The sequence below is a fragment of the Symplocastrum torsivum genome, assembly GCF_059505465.1.
Genome location: NZ_JCACKQ010000077.1, coordinates 15,263 through 30,548 on the forward strand (window position 1 = coordinate 15,263; position 15,286 = coordinate 30,548).

The 15,286-nt window shown below is 45.8% G+C and carries 12 protein-coding genes; 10 read left to right on the forward strand and 2 right to left on the reverse strand.

What is annotated here, in order from left to right; translation table 11 throughout:
• Nucleotides 1–233 precede the first annotated feature (233 nt).
• On the reverse strand, nt 234–560 hold the full coding sequence (locus AC5JL3_RS21735; protein ID WP_496076464.1) for a helix-turn-helix domain-containing protein: 327 nt from the start codon (nt 558–560) through the stop codon (nt 234–236).
• Between the two features lie 550 nt (nt 561–1,110).
• Nucleotides 1,111–2,745, reverse strand: coding sequence for a hypothetical protein (locus tag AC5JL3_RS21740; protein ID WP_496076465.1), 1,635 nt, complete (start codon nt 2,743–2,745; stop codon nt 1,111–1,113).
• 708 nt (nt 2,746–3,453) lie between these two features.
• On the opposite strand from AC5JL3_RS21740, the gene AC5JL3_RS21745 reads away from it, so the two are divergent.
• The 10 genes from AC5JL3_RS21745 to AC5JL3_RS21790 all read left to right on the forward strand — a co-directional run bounded on the left by AC5JL3_RS21745 (nt 3,454) and on the right by AC5JL3_RS21790 (nt 14,998).
• Entirely contained in the window at nt 3,454–4,692 is a 1,239-nt protein-coding gene (locus tag AC5JL3_RS21745) for a sedoheptulose 7-phosphate cyclase (RefSeq protein WP_496076466.1), read from the forward strand.
• Nucleotides 4,685–5,527 carry an O-methyltransferase gene (locus AC5JL3_RS21750; RefSeq protein ID WP_496076467.1) on the forward strand — a complete coding sequence of 281 codons (843 nt, stop codon included), beginning with the start codon at nt 4,685–4,687 and terminating at the stop codon, nt 5,525–5,527. Before AC5JL3_RS21745 ends, AC5JL3_RS21750 begins: the two co-directional genes overlap by 8 nt.
• 87 nt (nt 5,528–5,614) lie before the next feature.
• Nucleotides 5,615–6,328 (forward strand): TauD/TfdA family dioxygenase, encoded by a 714-nt coding sequence (locus tag AC5JL3_RS21755; RefSeq protein WP_496076468.1) that lies wholly within the window; start codon nt 5,615–5,617, stop codon nt 6,326–6,328.
• A 175-nt stretch (nt 6,329–6,503) separates the two neighbouring features.
• On the forward strand, nt 6,504–7,865 hold the full coding sequence (locus AC5JL3_RS21760) for an ATP-grasp domain-containing protein (protein WP_496076469.1): 1,362 nt from the start codon (nt 6,504–6,506) through the stop codon (nt 7,863–7,865).
• Between the two features lie 171 nt (nt 7,866–8,036).
• Complete coding sequence (locus tag AC5JL3_RS21765; protein WP_496076470.1) at nt 8,037–9,095, forward strand: methyltransferase; 1,059 nt, start codon at nt 8,037–8,039, stop codon at nt 9,093–9,095.
• A gap of 99 nt (nt 9,096–9,194) precedes the next feature.
• Complete coding sequence (locus AC5JL3_RS21770) at nt 9,195–10,322, forward strand: family 43 glycosylhydrolase (protein WP_496076471.1); 1,128 nt, start codon at nt 9,195–9,197, stop codon at nt 10,320–10,322.
• A gap of 435 nt (nt 10,323–10,757) precedes the next feature.
• Nucleotides 10,758–11,822 (forward strand): ABC transporter substrate-binding protein, encoded by a 1,065-nt coding sequence (locus AC5JL3_RS21775; protein WP_496076472.1) that lies wholly within the window; start codon nt 10,758–10,760, stop codon nt 11,820–11,822.
• A 79-nt stretch (nt 11,823–11,901) separates the two neighbouring features.
• Nucleotides 11,902–12,735, forward strand: coding sequence for an ABC transporter ATP-binding protein (locus AC5JL3_RS21780; protein ID WP_496076473.1), 834 nt, complete (start codon nt 11,902–11,904; stop codon nt 12,733–12,735).
• Nucleotides 12,736–12,827: 92 nt separating this feature from the next.
• Nucleotides 12,828–13,655, forward strand: a complete 828-nt coding sequence (locus AC5JL3_RS21785; protein WP_496076474.1) for an ABC transporter permease — start codon at nt 12,828–12,830, stop codon at nt 13,653–13,655.
• A gap of 23 nt (nt 13,656–13,678) precedes the next feature.
• Nucleotides 13,679–14,998 (forward strand): cytosine deaminase, encoded by a 1,320-nt coding sequence (locus AC5JL3_RS21790; protein WP_496076475.1) that lies wholly within the window; start codon nt 13,679–13,681, stop codon nt 14,996–14,998.
• Nucleotides 14,999–15,286 lie beyond the last annotated feature (288 nt).

A 15,286-nucleotide genomic window follows, 5' to 3' on the forward strand; every position in this document is an offset into this window, starting at 1 on the left:
CTCCTTCTTGACATAGAGAAAAATGAAAAATTCGCGCACGACTCCCGTTGACCAAGAATGGTGTTCTTGATCAGCCCACAAGATGAGGTAAGTTGTTTGGGTAATCGAATATCTGCGGCTTGCGCCTGAGCCAATGGCTAGTGCTATTTAGCCATGAGCAATCCTGCCATTTCTAAAGATGAGTAGGGCATTTAACCGGACTTGATGGGCGCGGTTCAGAGAAAGAGCGTCCTCTATGCCTCACCATAGGGATCTGTACTTTGCAATGCCTGCCACAGTTTGACTTGCTGCTGGGGACTCAATAAAGCTTTTGCCCCTGGATTATCATGTCGGTGGTCGCCTAGCGATTCAGAGCCGAGTTGGTTATAACCCGTGACAAGTTCGTAAATCCAGCTACGACTGTAGCCCGTTACCACTGCCACTTCATCAGTCAGCCTGCCTTGAGCCAATAACCAGATAATTTGGTAATGACAGGCTTCAACTGGGTCTATAGCTTGACGGTAACGGGCTTCAAGTTCGTCCAAGCCAAAATGTGGCTGGATGCTAATGCGTTTAGGCATAAGAGTCGAGTTGCACCTGATAGATAGCTTGGTCATACAACTGTCATATAACCGGACGCGAGATGACCAATGCACATCATTAAATATTGGTAATTTGCAAAAATCATTAGTAATTACTCGGATTTTCTGCACTAACTATGCTTCTACGTCCGTATATTCCCTATCTGTAATTTCTCGGAGGACGACTATCAGTATTTGGAGAGCAATTTTTTTTCTAGAGAGATGGGCAGAACGCGATCCAACTTTCGTCAATAAATACTGCCAAGCTCGTGGTTACGCTTTTACGGGGCGATTGCTGCCTAATTCTGTCCGGAGTATTCTTATAGCAGTTAGCGGTCAGCTATAGCGGTTCTCAAATAGATAAAATACAGCAACAGCATTTAAGTAGACTAATCGCAAACGTCTTCTGTACCTTAGTTATTCGAGAAACGCTATATCAGCTTTTTTGTTTTCCTGACTAGTAGCGCTGTTTCGCAGCTTTTAGCGATACCTCATTTCACTGAGAACTGCTATATTTCTCCAGACGCTCTGGTGAGGTCAAAAGCCGCAGTTAGTAACTTCCCTTGAGCATACTGCTAAAGATATTGAAGTTTTTGTCAATCGTACCAATCAAGTCCACAGCACTTGAGAGCGATCGCGGTGGTTTAGAAATCAGCGTATCCTCAGCAATTAAGCGATCGAAGTTAACTTTAACCTCCCCAATACGCTCAGTCCCATCATGATAAAACTTGACACCCGCTAGCTGCATGATTTTGATCAATTCCTGAGCCATAATCCCATAGCCAATCGTCGTGGGATGAATGCCATCTAGGGAGAATAAGCCACCATCCGTGCGACCATTGGCACCCGACCGAAAGAAGCGAGAATTTGGTACAGGAGAAAGCTTTTGCAAAGCAGGCGGCAGTTTGTAATCACCCCCAACTTTTTCCCACCAATCCGGTCTCGCTAAGGGGTCTTCAATGTAGCGCCGAGATGCCAAGCGGTCTAGTAAGCCAGCCGTTTCAAACACATACCAATCTCTGCCTTCACTTCGACTGCTGCGTACTGCCTCTGTGATTGATTCGTTGTACTGGTCAATTGCGCTATCAATTGCTCTTACCTCCTGACCTGTAAGATGCGGATGCTTGTCCGGGTCAAACTCTTCGTCGCTAATCCAAGGCAAGGTATAGAAGGGAAAGTATCGAGACCCCGCCGCCGCTTTTTTCCCCTCAAGGTCTTTATTGATACCACGAGCAAAGGGGGCGATGGTAACGTGAGGAACGGTTCCAAAAATCACATGACGAGCGCGGATTTGCTTAACTTCTGCAACAACCCTGTCGAGTTCAGCCTGGAAGTGAGTCGGACGCCAGACGGTATAGCGATCGTTAATTGCCATGTTGTCATAGCCTGTATCGCTCCAGACAACTTTGAATGTCAGAACACTACCCAAAGCATTATTTGCCCCGATGAGGACAATCAGCGTCTCAATACCATCCCCGTCGTTGGTTTCTTGCAAGCCTTCAGCGCCCAGTGCTGCCGCTGCTTGTAGTGGTGTGAGAGCCTTACCATTGGCATCTCGTGCTGAGTTCAAAACCCGGATTGCCGCACGTTCGTTATGATACTCGACGACCTGCCTGAGGTAATCGTCATCAGACGGATTCTCCTCTAATACTTGTTGGCAAATTTGTGCAGTCCGTGAGAGGGTGTTCCGCAGATCCCACCCATACACTGCCAAGTTGTGATTTATCGGTCTTTTTGGATCAGGTGGAATAGAACCAGCATCACGTTCCCAGTAATCCTCCACTTCATCCAAGTAGTTGCGTACAAACGAGAGAAACGAGGGGAATTCCCACCAATCTATGTTGAGACCAAACTTCTGATCGAGCTGTCGGGCTAGATGTTCTAGATTGATTGGCAACCCATCTCCTGGCCCCTCATAAGTTGGATAACGCAACTGATTCCAGCCCATTTCCCTGGCAATAATATTGGGATAGGAGAGTCGGGTATTAAAAATTGCTCCACTTTGAAAGCCATGAGTTAAAGAGTCACCAATTGTGACAAGCCGATGTTTGGGAGTTCCTTGTCTGTTGATATTAACAGGGATACCCAGGGTTGGGTCTATGACGGGTTCACGCGCATCCGGCTGGACATTGACATCGGGAGGTGTTTTAGCATCAAGCATGTTAGGCGTGAGTAGTCTTGCCATATTATCTCCTTTACTATTACGAGTATCAGGTTACTGGATGCTCCACAACCAATCGGCCAAAGTCCAGAACTTCTACTAATTTGCTTTTTAAAACTCTACACATTGACGTTAACTCTGAACCCTTTTTAGGTTCAAAGAGAGCAAGAAGGGGAGGTGGAACTAGCTCGGAGGTGATATAAATTACATCAGTCTTGAGGTGGTCTAATGATTTAGTTAAAAAAGGTATTTTCTATCTCTTTAGGTAGACTCGCTACGTGCAAGAGGTATTTAATCTACGAATAGACTACAGTTTTGACTGCATGGCTCAAATTCAGGCAATTTTTGGTCGGGGTTCCCTCTACTTAATTGGGAAATCCCGGAGATTCAAAGTCTTTATCAGTTATCGGTTTCAGGCAATGTGGTGGCTTATAGTTGGCTAAGCCACAAGAGCAATTAGCGATCGCGTTTGAGTGCTACAGGGTTTATGTTGCTTGAACGTTAGTCAGTTTTGGCTGGCGACAATCCAGCATTGAAACAATAAAACTCCATCAATTCAGTCTTCTACTACCTGAGAGATGCACAGGGTAAAGTTGTGCATCTCAAAGTTGCTTGTGTTAGATGACAAGGTATTGTTTCGAGGGTTCGCCGATCGCTTCTTGTCATGGCTGTTAGCTGTGTAAACACATATTGTGCTGATTGCTGAAACTAGTTGAATAAGGATAGTAGAAGATGAGTAGTGTTCAGGCAAAGTTTGCCGCGACTGAGACTGCATTTTGTGTAGAAGGTTATGAGAAAATTGAGTTCAGCCTTGTTTTTGTTAATGGGGCTTTTGATCTCAAGAATACGGAGCTTGCTGAGAACTACAGGAGTTTTGGGCGTTGCCTTGCAGTGGTTGACCACAATATCCATCGCATCTATGGCAATCAAATTGAAGCCTATTTCAATTACTACGATATTGACCTAACAATTTTTCCCATTGCCATTACTGAGCCAACCAAGACGATCGATACGTTTGCCACAATCATTAATGCCTTTGCTGAGTTTGGCTTGGTACGGAAGGAACCTGTCTTAATTGTTGGCGGTGGCTTGTTAACGGATGTTGCTGGATTTGCTTGTTCGGCGTATCGTCGCAGTACTAACTTTATTCGGGTTCCCACAACACTCATTGGTTTGATTGATGCTGGTGTCGCGATCAAAGTTGCGGTGAATCATGGCAAGCTGAAAAACCGTCTCGGTGCTTACCATCCACCAAAGCAGGTGATTCTCGACTTCTCCTTTTTGCAAACCCTGCCTACTGATCAAGTCCGTAATGGCATGGCAGAGTTGGTGAAGATTGCTGTAGTTTCCAACCTCCGAGTGTTCGAGTGGTTAGAGGCACACGGAGAAGAACTGCTTCGTACACACTTTGGCTACATCGACGGCACACCGGAACTGCAAGCGATCGCTCATCAAGTCAACTACGAGTCGATTAAGACGATGCTGGAGTTAGAAACTCCCAACTTGCATGAGATAGATCTCGATCGCGTCATCGCTTATGGACATACATGGAGTCCGACTCTAGAACTCGCGCCAGCAGTACCCTTGCTACATGGTCATGCCGTGGCAATTGATATGGCATTGTCAGCCACCATTGCTGCACGACGAGGATACATCACCGCCAATGATCGCGATCGCATCTTAGGACTAATGAGCCGCATTGGACTCTCACTTGACCATCCTCTCTTAGATAGCGACCTCTTGTGGCAAGCTACCCAATCAATTACGCAAACTCGTGATGGTTTGCAGCGTGCTGCTATGCCGCATCCAATCGGCACCTGCCACTTTGTTAACGACCTAACGGATGAGGAACTTAAAGCAGCGTTGGTTGAACACAAGCACCTGTGCAGCAGCTATCCTCGTGCAGGCGCAGGCATTGAGGCTTATGCAGGTAGTAGCCAGCAGTTAATTGGGAGTGGAACCAATGGTTAACACGCTCAATCAAAAGAGCCTAGAATCCCCTCGTCCCGTTACACCACTAGGCATTTTAACCGAGCATCTGCAAGCCGCCGCGCAGCTTCTCGACCAAGAAACCAGCGTGTCAGCCGACATCAAGCAACACGTACAGCAAGCGCTAAAGCTTGCATCCGGGTTGGACACATACGTTGAATCCTGTACTTCTCAAGAGTCTCCGGCTTTAAAAGCGATCGCTTTTAAAACCAGTCAGGAGAACTGGAACCAGCGATTCTCAGACGGTACGACAAATCGGCATCTGGAACAAGAGATGCTATCTGGACACGTCGAGGGACAAGCACTCAAGATGTTCGTTCACATGACTCGTGCCCAACGGGTATTAGACATCGGTATGTTTACAGGGTACTCGGCGTTAGCAATGGCAGAGGCTTTGCCAGAAGAGGGTGTCTTAGTGGCTTGCGAGGTCGATTCTTACGTCGCTACGTTTGCTCAAGAACTATTTCGTGAGTCACCACATGGAAACAAAATCCAGGTGGAATTAGGTTCAGCCTTGCAAACGCTCAATAAACTAGCAACGGCTCAAGAATCGTTCGATCTAGTGTTCATCGACGCTGATAAGAAGGAGTATGTGCAGTACTTCCAAACTGTACTCGATAGTAACTTGCTTGCTCGTGGCGGCTTCATCTGTGTGGATAATACGCTACTTCAAGGTCAACCCTATCTACCACCAGAAGAGCGAAGCGAAAACGGCGAAGCGATCGCGCAGTTCAACCGCGTTGTTGCTGCCGATCCTCGCGTTGAACAAGTACTGCTGCCAGTCCGTGACGGTTTAACGATTATTCGACACCTCTAACCAATGGGATAGGGAGATGAGCAACCTTAAGCCTTGCTCATCTTCCTGTATTCCTTCATGCAAGACTGTAATAAGAACAACATTCTGATGCTGAGCAATCCTGTTGCAATAACGAGTACTGCTGATAGTCTCCTAAGTGATACGGCGATCGCAAACTTTCAGCAGATTCTCAAGACACAAGGCTACCTGTACCTTGAGCGGTTACCCGATGATTTTGACCACCTAGTGTTCGCTAGTAAGTTTGGCGTGTTGCTGCCACACAAATACAACGGCGAATATGTATTCACCATCAAAGTCAATCCCAATCTTGGCGATCGCTATCCGGCGTTTACTACCAGTGAGGTTGAACCGCATACCGAAGGCTACGAGTATGAACATCGTCCCTTACATTACCAGTGCCTTTGGTGCGTGAGTCCAGCAACCTGTGGGGGTGGGCAAACCTTGTTAGCGGATGGTTACGCCTTCGTCAATTCACTATCAAACGAAGAACGCGAATACATCACTGTCTACAAATTTGAGTTTGTCACCCCTAGTGGCAGTATCGTTAAGCATCCACTCTACGATGTTGAGTCTGGAAAACAACCGATTGTTCGGTTTAACTTCAGCCAACTGCGCCGAAATAGCGATCGCACACTCAATAACATTGCCACTCGCTTCCTTCAGTTCTTTAACGACCAAAAGATTGCGATCAACTGGTCGAAGAATGATTTTCTGATCTGGGACAACTTCCGTATGTTGCACTCGCGGACGACTTATCAAGATCGCGATCGCGAACTCAAGCGAGTTTACCTCCGTGCTTAGTTATATAGCAGTAGCCACGAATGTTGGGACATTAAGGGGAGAAGAGCGTTCCTTAACTAGAGCCGATTTGACCCAAAGCTGACCGCCCAAAGCTGACTGCTGATGGCTATAAAATCCCAACTGCTAGCCTTGGCAACTGTTACAGATTGATTCTGCTGTAGTCCGACCTTCACTTATGACATCCCTTACACTGACACGGACACCAACGTCTACAGTGCTAAAAAGTCTGGGCACCCTCGCCTTACTACTGATTGCCCTCCCAATCAACAGCATTGCAGTCTTTGTTGCGTTGGTCTGGAATCTGCTTACCCAACCCTTACAAAAGAAGCCCACGCCAGCAAACGATCCAAAAACGATTATGCTGACGGGCGGTAAGATGACCAAGGCACTTCAGCTTGCACGCTCTTTTCATGCAATGGGTCATCGAGTCATCTTGGTGGAGACTCACAAGTATTGGCTGACAGGTCATCAATTTTCTAATGCAGTCGATCGCTTCTATACGGTTCCTGCACCACAAAAAGACCCGGAAGGCTACACCCAAGCGCTGCTGAATATTGCTAAACAGGAGAACGTAGACCTGTACGTTCCCGTCTGTAGCCCAGTTTCCAGCTACTATGACTCACTGGCAAAGCCTGTACTATCTGGGTGTTGCGAGGTACTTCACTTTGATGCTGACACCACAAAAATGCTGGATGATAAGTTTGCCTTTGCTGAGACGGCGCGATCGCTTAACTTGTCCGTTCCCAAATCGTACCGCATCACCGATCCACAGCAAGTTCTAAACTTCGACTTCTCCAACGAAACTCGCCCATACATCCTCAAAAGCATTCCCTACGACTCCGTTCGACGCTTAAATCTCATCAAGCTACCCTGCGCGACACGAGAAGAAACAGCCGCTTTTGTGCAAAGTCTGCCAATTAGCGAAGAGAAACCCTGGATTATGCAAGAGTTCATCCCCGGACAAGAATACTGTACGCACAGTACGGTAAAAGATGGGGAGTTACGCTTGCACTGCTGCTGTGAGTCATCAGCTTTTCAGGTTAACTACGAGAACGTTGACAATCCTCAAATCCTTGAATGGGTTCAGCATTTTGTCAAAGAACTGAAGCTGACTGGGCAAGCATCTTTTGATTTCATTCAAGCGGAGGATGGGACGGTATATGCGATCGAGTGCAACCCCCGTACCCATTCTGCAATCACGATGTTCTACAATCACCCAGGTGTAGCAGAGGCGTATCTAGGCAAAGAACCCCTAGCTGAACCACTGCAACCTCTTCCAACAAGCAAGCCAACTTATTGGCTGTATCACGAGTTATGGCGACTTACTCAAGTTCGTTCGTGGCAGCAATTGCAAACTTGGATGAATACAATTTGGCGAGGCACCGATGCCATTTTTCAGGTTAATGACCCAATTCCTTTCCTAACCGTTCATCACTGGCAAATTCCCCTGTTGCTCCTTGACAATCTGCGCCGATTAGGTAGTTGGATCAGAATTGACTTTAATATTGGCAAACTCGTGGAGATAGGAGGGGACTAATTGAGAAAGGGAAAGGGTAAGGGAGAAAGGGAAAAGGTTGATGTGTCGTCCTTTTCCCGAACCCAACAGGCAAGTTATTTCGGCGCAACTCTAATACACTCCGCTTCACTGCCTCACCAGTCGGCATCAGTACCCAGATAGCTCCATACAATCCATTCACAGTGTAAGCTCATGACAACTACGCTCAATAACAACGTCTCTTCAGTAGAAGCCAAGAAAAAACTGTTTGGCATGGTCTTGGCGTTTATTCAAAGTCAGTGCATTTATACTGCTACTCGCTTAGGAATTTTCAACTTATTACATACACAAGGAGCGCAAAGTCTAGAGCAGATTGCACAACAAACCAACACACACCCTGAGCGGCTTTATTTCATCCTTCGTGCTTTAGCGCATTTAGAAGTCTTGCAAGAAAGTCCAGAACGAGTGTTTGCCCCGACTGAACTCTCGGAGTTGCTTGTCACTAACCAAGGGCCATCAATTGGACATTTTGCGATGCACCTGCTTGAACCTGCACAGTGGGATGCTTGGAAAGTGTTGGAAGAGGCATTGCACACTGGAGAAGTCCCGTTTGAACGTGCTAACGGGAAGGGAGTGTATGAGTTTTGCCAAGATAACGACTGGAGTGGTGAGGTTTTCATCAACGCCATGAGTTTTTTAACTGATCATGCTGTTGATGCTTTATTAGATGTCTACGACTTCAGCCGTTTTAATACAGTAATGGATGTGGGTGGTGGACAGGGTGGACTGATTGCTCGAATCGTCAAACGTTTTGATTGCAAAGGGATTTTGTTTGAGGTTCCCTATGTTGCTGAAACCGCTCCTGCTTATCTTCTTCAGCAAGGTGTTGAGCGAGATGCTGTCAAGATTGTAGCGGGTGATGTGTTCAAGGAGGTGCCAACGGGTGCAGATGCGATCGTCATGAAGTATTTCATCTCTGCTTGGAATGACGAAGATGCAATGAAAATTCTACACAACTGCAAGAAAGCCTTGCCTCCTCACGGCAGAATTGTCCTATTGCAAGCCTTTGTTCCCGATTTAGACGAACCCAAAGTCGCTCCCGATGGCATTATGCCAGGAGTATTTGCCGTGCAGGTGAATGTTGCTGTACCAGGAGGCGGATGGCGTACCAAGAAACACTTCCAGAAGTTATTCGAGCAGTGTGGGTTTCAGTTAGAAAAAGTGGTTGACAGCCAAACCAATCTCTCAGCAATGGAGTTTAGCCTAATCTGAAAATAAGCCAGAAGGCACAGGGCAGAAGGAATAAGGATTCCTCTGCTTCCCCTACCTTATCCACGGCTTTAAGTTTGCCAATATCTGCTGAACATTGAGATGAAGTTAAGTCCATTACATCGAAAAATTATTTCCTACCTTGAGCCGCTTCCAACAGGACACCAAGACCCGACAACTATTGGTTTACTTGAGCAAGGGAAGCTAAGACTTAGCGAAACTGTTACCAATATTTTGCGTTACTCCCGCCGAGGTCAACCAATGGTGTGGGACCCTTGGATACTCAAGGATGGTGATGTTTACCGTCTGTTTTACTTAGAGGGAGTAGAAGGACAGATGCCTTGGTGGACAATTAGTAAAATCCGTGGTGCGATTTCAACGGATTTAGAACACTGGCAAGAGATAGGAACTCTACTTGAGCCAGATTCTACAAATGCTTGGGAATCGGGAAGAGTCTGTGCGGGTTGCACTTACAAAGAGGATGGCGTTTATTATTTGTTCTACTCAGCAGGCGGTAAAGAACCGCCTCATCTACGAAATGAAGGAATTGGCTTGGCAGTATCTGAAGATGGATTGCACTTTTCACGATATAGCGATCGCCCTTTAGTCATGCCAAACCATGACGACCCTTGGTACGGACGCAGCAACTGGACAGGACATTTTCACTGGCGTGACCCATTTTTATTGAAGGATGAGCAAACAGGTAAATACTACCTGTTCATTTGTGCCTCTGCAAAAGCTCCTGGCAATTTTCAAGGATGTGTTGGTTTAGCCGTTGCAGATAAGATTACTGGACCTTACCAAATACTTCCACCTGCCGTCACAATGCCCACTGATGCCATAGAAAACTGGGCTTACTATCACATGGAACGACCACAAGTAATCCACAGAGATGGCAAGTATCACCTCTTTTTCTCGTGTTTCAAAATGTTCTTTAATCAAAAATGGCTACAAACTATCAAGCATAAACAAATTACTAACTCATCACTGTATTGGTATACTTCCGACCAAATTCATGGTTCTTACCAACCTATCAACAAAGATAACTTTGTTGTTATCGACAGTGAAAAGACGGGAATGTATGGAACGAACTTTCTGCAAATATCGACTAATCCAGAAGAATATCTTGCTTATGGCTGGTACCACAGATTGCACAGCCTAGAAGTTTCAAAAGCCTTTCGCGTTATCTGGAACACCTCCGTAGGACATTGCCAGTTAACGGCTTATTGACAAATACCTAGTTGTCTCAGTTTAAACTTGGCATTGGTACCAGGTAACTTATCTTTTTCAGACAAAAACTTATACGGTAAAGTAGACAAGTCAAAGGTCTTAAATATATGAGTAAATCAAGCTTGAACGCTTGAATAGCGAGTAAATCTCAAAAGTTTTACTTTTATATAATTCCCTGAAATTAAGAAAAAGGAACATGCTTGATCTAAAAAGCGCCAATAATCCTGAAGGTTGAGCAAACGGAAGTTCTGGAACTTGACAGTTATGAAAATCAAAGCAATTATTCCAGAAATATTACTTCATTAATAAAATCCGTAACTTATGCTACAAAAAATCAAGGATACAAAATTCTTAAATAGATATTAAGTCCTGCACAATCTCTCATTGTCCCTTTCCACCCTGCTATGCAGAGGGTGGATCTCTCGCAAGGTTCCGATGAATAGAATTTACCAAATCAATCGTCGCAAGTTTATCCAATACAGTTCACTCACTGTTGTGTCTGCTATCGTTGCAGCTTGCACCAGTAATTCCAATCAAACAGCATCCCAGAGTGCTTCCCCAACAGCTAGCGGAAAACTTGACAAAGTTAGTTACGGTACAAACTGGTTTGCTCAAGCTGAACATGGTGGCTTTTATCAAGCCGTTGCCACTGGTATCTATAAAGAGCATGGTCTGGATGTCACGATTAAGATGGGTGGACCTCAGGTCAATGGCACTCAGTTGCTGATGGGTGGTGCTGTTGATTTTTTCATGGGGTATGGGTCTGACGCGATTAAAGCTGTGGAAGCAGGAATTCCTAAGATTACTGTAGCGTCGATGTTCCAAAAAGACCCGCAAGTGTTGATTGCTCACCCAGATGTCGGCGTTGACTCTCTAGAAGACCTCAAAGGCAAGCCAATTATCGTCTCTGCGGCGGCAAATACAACCTTCTGGCCCTTCCTGAAGGGAAAGTTTGGCTTTACGGATGACCAGAAGCGTCCTTACAACTTTAATCCAGGGCCATTCTTAGCGGATAAAACCTCAGCCCAACAAGGCTACTTAACTTCTGAACCGCTCAAGATTGAGAAAGAGGGGAAATTTAAGCCTGTTGTGATGCTTCTGGCTGACAATGGCTACACACCGTATTCAACAACGATTGAAACGAAAAAAGAATTGGTTGAGAAGAACCCGGACTTGGTGCAACGCTTTGTCGATGCTTCGATTAAAGGTTGGTATAGCTATTTAGAAGATGACCCCAGTCCTGCGAATGAACTGATTAAGAAAGATAATCCGGAAATGACGGATGAGCAGATTGCCTATGGGATTGAAAATCTCAAAAAATATGGCATTATCATTTCTGGGGACGCAGAAACGAAGGGAATTGGCGCAATGACAGAAGAGCGCTGGAAATCATTTTTTGATACGCTGTCACAGCAGGGTGTCTTTAAAAAAGATACCGACTATAAACAAGCCTTCACCCTACAATTTATCAATAAGGGTGTAGATGCTTATAAGGCTTAAAGCATATATCTTAGTAGGATGTTCAGGTGCAAGGCTATAACCTGAAAATGAAGGCAAGAAATCCAAAATCCAAATTAAGATGAGTAATCACTCTGCCAACACTACTCCGCCGCAGTCTCAGGCGAGCGCATCAGGCACGACACCAAACGCGATCGCAATTAGCCACGTTAATAAGGTTTACTCCAACGGCACTGTCGCCTTACAAGACATGAGTCTCACCATTGGTGAGGGTGAATTTATCAGCTTAGTTGGGCCATCTGGATGTGGTAAAAGTACGGCGCTGCGCCTGATTGCTGGTTTAGGCAAGATGAATTCTGGCAGCATCAGTTTGGGTGAAGGTCAAAAAAAGCCGGAACTTGCCTTCGTCTTTCAGGAAGCAGCGCTGATGCCTTGGGCAAATGTGGTTGAAAATGTTCGTCTGCCTCTGAAGTTGGCGGGTGTTCCGAAGCGGGAATCTCGCACTACTGTGCAAGAAGCCCTCAATTTGGTAGGATTAGCAGGATTTGAGCGCAACTATCCGCGTGAACTCTCCGGTGGCATGAAAATGCGGGTATCGATCGCAAGGGCACTTGTTACAAAGCCTGACATTATGTTGATGGATGAACCGTTTGGTGCGTTGGATGAGATGACGCGCAGCAAACTCAACAGCGATTTGCTGAATCTTTGGCAACAAAAGCACTGGACGGTTGTTTTTGTCACGCACAACATCTACGAAGCGGTGTATTTATCGAATCGCGTAATTGTGATGGCCCCTCGTCCCGGACGGGTAGTAGCGGATGTGGCGATTGATGCACCTTATCCCCGTACTGAAGAATTCCGCACTTCTCGATTGTGTAATGAATATTGCCGGGAAGTTTCTGCGCGTTTAACAGAAGCGGTGACAGGCATTTCGGAAAGAGCCAGTGTAGCGTAAGGACAGTCAAAGAACAATACGGCACTTTAAAGATACCTATGCTTCCTACGCCCAATCAAAGTTCAATTGTTGCAAATGGTAGAACGAGTGCTGTGACTCGATCACCTCAACCGATTTGGTCAGCTTGGGTGAAAAAGTTAGCCTCGGTTGATGTTATTGCACCAGTGGTGGTTGGCATCCTAGCAATATTGGCTTGGGATATCTTTGTGCGGGTGACAAAGATGCCACCTTATTTGCTGCCTGGGCCGTTGCTGGTGGTGCAAACGCTGTTTAGAGATTGGAATACTCTGTTTCCTTCATTGATGATCACGCTACAAATTACGATTGCGGCTTTTGTTGCGGCAGTTGTTTCGGGACTTTTCGTTTCAATCTTGTTTACCCAGAGTAAGTGGATTGAACGCAGTTTTTTCCCCTATGCTGTAATTTTGCAGACAACGCCAATTGTTGCGATCGCGCCGTTAATCATCATCTGGCTAAAAAACAATACGTTTGCTGCCTTGGTAGTTTGTGCCTGGATTGTGGCATTCTTCCCAATTGTTTCTAATACGACGCTGGGACTTAATAGCGTTGACCATAATCTGAGTAACGTTTTCCAGCTTTATAAAGCTTCCCATTGGCAAACCCTCTTGTATCTGCGCTTACCTGCGGCGATGCCTTACTTTTTGGGTGGATTGCGGATTAGTGGAGGCTTAGCGTTGATTGGGGCTGTGGTAGCAGAGTTTGTTGCGGGTACGGGTGGGGCGCGATCAGGGCTAGCTTACCAAATCCTGATGGCAAGCTACAATCTGCAAATTCCTCGGATGTTTGCGGCTTTATTCATGACTACAGGTTTAGGTGTCATCATTTTTGTAGGGTTAACGGTTCTATCTGATTTTCTCCTAAGAAGCTGGCACGAGAGCGCCGTTAAGCAGGAAAATTAAGGCATTAGGTAGGAGAAAATACGATGATTCCAGCCGTGAATCACTACTGGCTGAAAAATGCCCATGTGCCTGTATCGCTATTGAATGTTGAGGATGCAGCGATTACCGCAAGGCAGACAAGGGATGGTTTGTCTTTGGTGGATATTGAAATTGCTGCTGGTGAAATTGTGCGTATTGTTGCAGCAGGTACGGACGAGATAGAAGAGACATCAATGGTAAATCTGCGGGGTGGGCAAGTTTGGCCGTGTTTCGTGGATATGCACACCCACCTGGATAAAGGTCATATTTGGGAGCGATCTCCTAATCCTGATGGTACCTTTCCCAGCGCTCTAGAAACAGCAAGAATTGATAGCCAGAAGTATTGGCAAGCTGAAGATGTCTATCGCCGCATGGAGTTTGGGATTAAGTGTAGCTACGCCCACGGAACCAAAGCAATTCGCACGCATATTGACTCGTTTGATGAACAAGCGGCAATCAGTCTAGGAGTATTCAAATGCCTTCAGCAAGAATGGTCAGATCGAGTGACGCTGCAAGCCGTTACTCTCGTTACTCTCGATTATTACCAAACCCCTGAAGGCATCATCCTCGCTGATCGTATTGCCGAAATTGGTGGCATCCTTGGTGGTGTAGCATTTATGCATCCTGATTTAGATGCCCAACTAGATACTGTATTCTCCCTTGCGAAAGAACGGAATCTAAACCTCGACTTCCATACTGATGAAACTGACGACCCTGATTCAATTTGCCTACAAAAAGTAGCAGACGCTGCCCTTCGCAACGAATTCACGGGGCAAATTATTTGTGGTCACTGCTGTAGTTTGGCAGTGCAATCACCAGAGGTAGTCGAAAAAACCCTTGATTTAGTCAAACAAGCCAGAATTGGCATCGTTAGCTTACCGATGTGCAATCTCTATCTCCAAGATAGACAACCTAACCGAACACCACGCGGGCGAGGAATAACACTACTACAGGAACTCAAACAACACGGCATTCCTGCTGCAGTGGCTAGTGATAACTGCCGTGACCCGTTTTATGGGTTTGGTGACCATGATGTTTTGGAAGTCTTCACCCAAGCTGTAAGAATTGCCCATTTAGATACGCCTTATGGCGATTCGCCTTGTACTGTTACCAAAACAGCCGCTGACTTAATCAATTTGCCAAACGTCGGACGGATTGGTGTCGGTCTTCCAGCAGATTTAATTGTCTTCAAAGGGCGCAGCTTTAGTGAAGTGTTATCCCGTTCTCAGCATGATCGAATTGTCCTCAGAAAGGGTAAGTCAATTGATACAACTTTACCGAATTATGCGGAGCTGGATGATTTAGTGGCGAGAAATACCATATGAAAACAATTGGAGAGTAAATAAGCTGCTACGCAGCTAAACTTAATAAACAGCGCTACCTGTATTTCTGTAGGTTCGCTCATTTGACAGGTTGAGGTGGAATTATAGGAAGCGGTTGCCCATAAAGAGGTAAAGAGCTGAAGGGGTGACAAGCAAGCAGAAAGCCTCATAAATTGGATGTTCTAGCCTATTGACCTACAAAAAGATATCCCATTAATGAACTTTTGAGGAAGTCAGCGTGCGAAAAAGCCTCCTTCCTTCAGTGAGGAAAGAGGCTTTTGTCTTTTGTGT

Excerpts from the sequence above, each read along its gene's own strand:
- AC5JL3_RS21735 (WP_496076464.1), bottom strand. The coding sequence starts at position 560 with ATGCCTAAACGCATTAGCATCCAGCCACATTTTGGCTTGGACGAACTT.
- AC5JL3_RS21740 (WP_496076465.1), bottom strand. The coding sequence starts at position 2,745 with ATGGCAAGACTACTCACGCCTAACATGCTTGATGCTAAAACACCTCCC.
- AC5JL3_RS21745 (WP_496076466.1), top strand. The coding sequence starts at position 3,454 with ATGAGTAGTGTTCAGGCAAAGTTTGCCGCGACTGAGACTGCATTTTGT.
- AC5JL3_RS21750 (WP_496076467.1), top strand. The coding sequence starts at position 4,685 with ATGGTTAACACGCTCAATCAAAAGAGCCTAGAATCCCCTCGTCCCGTT.
- AC5JL3_RS21755 (WP_496076468.1), top strand. The coding sequence starts at position 5,615 with ATGCTGAGCAATCCTGTTGCAATAACGAGTACTGCTGATAGTCTCCTA.
- AC5JL3_RS21760 (WP_496076469.1), top strand. The coding sequence starts at position 6,504 with ATGACATCCCTTACACTGACACGGACACCAACGTCTACAGTGCTAAAA.
- AC5JL3_RS21765 (WP_496076470.1), top strand. The coding sequence starts at position 8,037 with ATGACAACTACGCTCAATAACAACGTCTCTTCAGTAGAAGCCAAGAAA.
- AC5JL3_RS21770 (WP_496076471.1), top strand. The coding sequence starts at position 9,195 with ATGAAGTTAAGTCCATTACATCGAAAAATTATTTCCTACCTTGAGCCG.
- AC5JL3_RS21775 (WP_496076472.1), top strand. The coding sequence starts at position 10,758 with ATGAATAGAATTTACCAAATCAATCGTCGCAAGTTTATCCAATACAGT.
- AC5JL3_RS21780 (WP_496076473.1), top strand. The coding sequence starts at position 11,902 with ATGAGTAATCACTCTGCCAACACTACTCCGCCGCAGTCTCAGGCGAGC.
- AC5JL3_RS21790 (WP_496076475.1), top strand. The coding sequence starts at position 13,679 with ATGATTCCAGCCGTGAATCACTACTGGCTGAAAAATGCCCATGTGCCT.